This is a genomic window from Nocardia carnea (assembly GCF_029869215.1).
GTDB lineage: Bacteria > Actinomycetota > Actinomycetes > Mycobacteriales > Mycobacteriaceae > Nocardia > Nocardia carnea_B.
This window is the reverse complement of sequence record NZ_JARWPM010000040.1, coordinates 1-3,899: the sequence shown is the minus strand read 5'-3', so window position 1 is coordinate 3,899 and position 3,899 is coordinate 1. Positions and strand designations below refer to the sequence as shown.

The 3,899-nt window shown below is 71.4% G+C and carries 5 protein-coding genes; 1 reads left to right on the top strand and 4 read right to left on the bottom strand.

Annotation, left to right across the window (positions count from 1 at the left end):
- Positions 1 to 2: 2 nt before the first annotated feature.
- From QH276_RS01585 to QH276_RS01570, 4 genes are read right to left on the bottom strand one after another with little or no spacing between them, the layout of a single operon-like run.
- Positions 3 to 497, bottom strand: a complete 495-nt coding sequence (locus QH276_RS01585; RefSeq protein ID WP_280406568.1) for a hypothetical protein — start codon at positions 495 to 497, stop codon at positions 3 to 5.
- Positions 498 to 500: 3 nt separating this feature from the next.
- Complete coding sequence (locus tag QH276_RS01580) at positions 501 to 1,505, bottom strand: AAA family ATPase (RefSeq protein WP_280402191.1); 1,005 nt, start codon at positions 1,503 to 1,505, stop codon at positions 501 to 503.
- Positions 1,502 to 2,542 carry a DUF4129 domain-containing protein gene (locus tag QH276_RS01575; RefSeq protein ID WP_280402192.1) on the bottom strand — a complete coding sequence of 347 codons (1,041 nt, stop codon included), beginning with the start codon at positions 2,540 to 2,542 and terminating at the stop codon, positions 1,502 to 1,504. Before QH276_RS01575 ends, QH276_RS01580 begins: the two co-directional genes overlap by 4 nt.
- On the bottom strand, positions 2,539 to 3,453 hold the full coding sequence (locus QH276_RS01570) for a hypothetical protein (protein ID WP_280402193.1): 915 nt from the start codon (positions 3,451 to 3,453) through the stop codon (positions 2,539 to 2,541). Before QH276_RS01570 ends, QH276_RS01575 begins: the two co-directional genes overlap by 4 nt.
- A gap of 319 nt (positions 3,454 to 3,772) precedes the next feature.
- Between QH276_RS01570 and QH276_RS01565 the strand changes: the two genes are divergently transcribed.
- The coding region (locus tag QH276_RS01565; RefSeq protein ID WP_280406569.1) for a malate:quinone oxidoreductase at positions 3,773 to 3,899 on the top strand (127 nt) is incomplete at its 3' end.

Below are 3,899 nucleotides of genomic sequence, written 5' to 3'. Positions count from 1 at the left end.
TTCTACCCCCCCCCGCCGGGGGGGGGGGCGCGCCCGCCCCGGGCGCCCCCCCCCCCGCGCGCACGGGGGGCCCGGCCGGGCCGCGGGGCCCTCCCCGGCCCCCGGCCCCCGGCCCGGGGGGGGCGGGCGCCGGGCCCCGCGGGGGTGAGGCTGGTGGGCAATCGGACGCGACTGCCCGGCGGGAGATCGAGCCGGTGCTCTCGGGCGGTTACCCCGGCACTGTCCGGCCAGTCGTCCCAGAGCCGGCCGTGCACGGTACGGGAACCCGTATTGACCACCGTCAGTTCGATTTCGGTCGTGGCGCCGAGCCGCAGGACCGTCAGCTCCGCGCGTTCGAGGGCCAGATCCGCGCTGTTCGCCGCCAGCGCGCGATCGAGCGCCGCCAGTGCGCAGAGCACGGCATTGGCCAGCAGTACCCCGAGCCAGGACGGCCAGACGGCCATGACGAAAACCGCCGCCGCGACCGCGACCGCGACCAGCCGGCCGGTGACGACCACGGCCTACACCGGAACCGGGACGGACTGCAGCAGGTCGGCCAGTACCTGTTCGCCGGTGATGCCGTCGATCTCGGCTTCGGGGCGCAGTTGCAGCCGGTGCCGTAGCACCGCCACCGCAACGGTTTTCACATCGTCGGGGGTGACGAATGTACGCCCGTTCAACCAGGCCAATGCCCGGGCGGCGGCCATCAGCGAGGTGGCGCCGCGGGTGGAGGCGCCGTGCGCGACGGCGGGCGCCGTGCGGGTGGCGCGGCAGAGGTCGACGATGTAAGCGAGGACCTCCGGCCGGATGGTGACCTGCGAGATCGCGGATCTGGCGGCGGCGATATGGGCGGGACCGGCGACCGGGCGCAACCCGGCCGCGGCCAGGTCGCGCGGATCGAAACCCTCGGCATGCCGCTGCAGGATGCGGAATTCGTCATCGCGTTCGGGCAGGTGGATATCGACCTTGAACAGGAACCGGTCCAACTGGGCTTCGGGCAGCGGATAAGTGCCTTCCTGCTCGATCGGGTTCTGGGTGGCGACCACCACGAACGGATCGGGCAGGTACCGTGGCCGCCCGTCGACCGACACCTGCCGTTCCTCCATCGATTCCAGCAGCGCCGACTGGGTTTTGGGCGGAGTGCGGTTGATCTCGTCGGCGAGCAGCAGATTGGTGAAGACGGGGCCGTCCCGGAAGGTGAACTCGGCCGAATGCGGATCGTAGATCTGCGAACCGGTGACATCGCCGGGCATCAGGTCGGGGGTGAACTGCACCCGGCTGTGCTCCAGGTCGAGCGCGGTGGCCAGCGCCCGGACCAGCAGCGTCTTCGCTACACCGGGGACCCCCTCCAGCAGGACATGGCCGCGGCACAGCAGGGCCAGTACGAGATACATGACCGCGTTGTCGTTGCCCACCACCGCCTTGCCGATCTCGGCGCGCAGGGCGGCGAAGGCGGCCGCGGCCTCAGCGGCCGTGGGCGCCACCGCATTGCCGGCTCCGGCCTTACTGATGTCAATGCTGGTCATCCGACCTCCGCTTCGATCCATTCGAGTTGCGCGGCAACAAGTTCCAGGCTCGGTGCGTCCGGAACCGGGCCGTACAGGGCCGAACCGACGACGACCGGGTCGGCGCCGATACGAGCGGCGACCGCGGCCACCAGGGCTTCCGGGGAAATACCGGAGTCGGCACCGAGTGCCCGCCGCAACCGGCGCCCGGTGGCGGCCCGCAGCACGCCCGCGATATGCGGGTAATCGCGGGTACGCCGGTAGAGGCCGGCCTGTCCGGCCAGCAGTTCGCCGGCGGCCACCTCTACCGGCCGGGGTTCGCCGACCACCGTGCCGCGCCGGCGCGCCCGCCACCAGACGAGCAGTATCCCGGCGATCAGGAATTGCAGGCCGCCGAAGGCCAGCCAGGCGGGGGTGCTGGAGAAGAAGGAGTCCTCGCCTGTCGGCCGGGGGAGCTCGGGGTCGTAATCACCCCCCGGTTGATCGATCGGCGGCGGATCCATCGGTGGGGCGTCCGGCGGCCGTGGCGCGGTGGGGCCGGTGCAGCCCTGCACGATCGCGTAGAGCACCAGCAGGAGGACCGCCAGCGCGGCCAGGCTCGCCCAGAACCGCGAATCGCGCAGTATCGCGAGTGGTCCGGGAACGGCCAGGCGGGTGCGCGACCGGCGCCGGGCAGTATCGACATCCAGCGGTTCGGCCGCCGGTGGCGGGGCCGTCGCGGAGAATTGGTCGGCGCGCGCGAGCCGATGATATTCATCGGCCGCTGCCGGGCGGCCGCCGTAGACGACCTCGTCGAAAGCGCCTGCGGCCGGGGGCAATTCACCGGACAGTGCGGACGGCAGTGCCTCCGCCGCCTCGTGGAAGGTCTCGCGGGCGGTGCGGGAGCGGCGTACCTCGAGCACACCGTGCTGTTCCAGTCCGCGCAGCACCGCCCGGAACCGTTCCCGCAGCGCGGTGTCGTAATCCCCGTGCGCGGCGGCGTGTTCGGCGGCGGCGCGATGCGTGCCGGCCGTATCCAACCGCGGTTCGCCGGGTACGGGTGGCTGTGGTTCGGTCACCGGCCCTCCCCGTCCACGGCCGGGATCCGGATATCCATTCCCTCACGGCGGCACCGCAGATCGAGATAACCGACCACCCGGGCACTGGACTCCATGAGCTCGGCGATTGCCACCAGCAACAACGCGGTCGCGGTGAACAGGACGAGGAACGGCCAGCGGTGGGTGCCGGAAAAATCGCTGACGAACAACGCGAAACCGCCCAGCGGCGCGATCAACAGGGCGAACACCAGACGCTGGCAGATCCAGAGCCCGGTGCGCTGCATCCGCGAACTGCCGGTGAGCAATCCGGCACGGGCCAGCGCGATGCGGGCGGTGGTCCGTTCGGCGAACAGGACGGGCACGGCCACCAGATGCCCGGCCCGCAGCCAGGCCAGGCCGAGGAGACAGAGCGGGTAGACGATCAGGAACCAGACCAGCCCGGCGAAGAATCCGAGGGGGAACAACAGCACGCTGGGCGCCAGCGCCACGAGACCGATCCCGGTGAACGACAGCTGGGTCAGCAGGAGCGGTCCCAGCCGGTCGCCGGTACGTCGCAGGGCTTCCCCTAGAGGGATCGGGCTTCCGGTGGCGCGGGCCAGACCGGTGGTCACCGATACCGCGCGCAGGACGACCCGGATGATCCAGGCCGCGATCACGGTGGCGCAGACGGTAGCCACGGCGGTCCCGGCGTCGGAACCGCCGGTCAGGTAGGAGATGATGCCGATGAATGCCGCCACCGCGGTTTCCCCGGCCAGGAGAAGTAGCCCGGCGCAGGCGGCGGTCGTCCGGATATCGGCCTGCAACAGCGCGAACGGCGCATCGAGAAGTTCCCGGAAGCTCAACGGGCGAACCGGCACCGTCGCTTCCCGGGCTCGGTGTTCCGGATCTACCCCCGCCCCGACGGAACCGGCCGTATCGGCGGCAGGCTGCACGCGGCCGAGTCTAGCCGTTGGGCCGGACGCGAGCCGGGGACGATTCGCCGGCCATCGAGCAGCCTGTTGCGGATCCGGCCGGTGGCGCACCGGCGGGGCGGCATGTTCTGCCTGATGACCGTCGAACCGCTTCGGCCACGGATTTCCCCGCTCGCGGATGCTCACCATGGAGCGAACGGTCAGGTGAGCGGCGGAGATACCGCCGACCACGCGCCGGCGAGTAGGCGATCCCGCCACCGCGCGCGGAACACTTCAGGTCCGCGCCACAGTCACGAGCCGGCGGAACACCGCCGCGCCCCCGCTCCGCCGCCCCGGCATCATGAGCGCTACTCTCGGCGCGCTACTGCGCCAGTTGCAGCCGGACTGGTCGATCACGGTGTTCGAACGGCTGGACGCCGCGGCCGCCGAGAGCAGCGATCCGTGGAACAACGCCGGTACCGGTCATT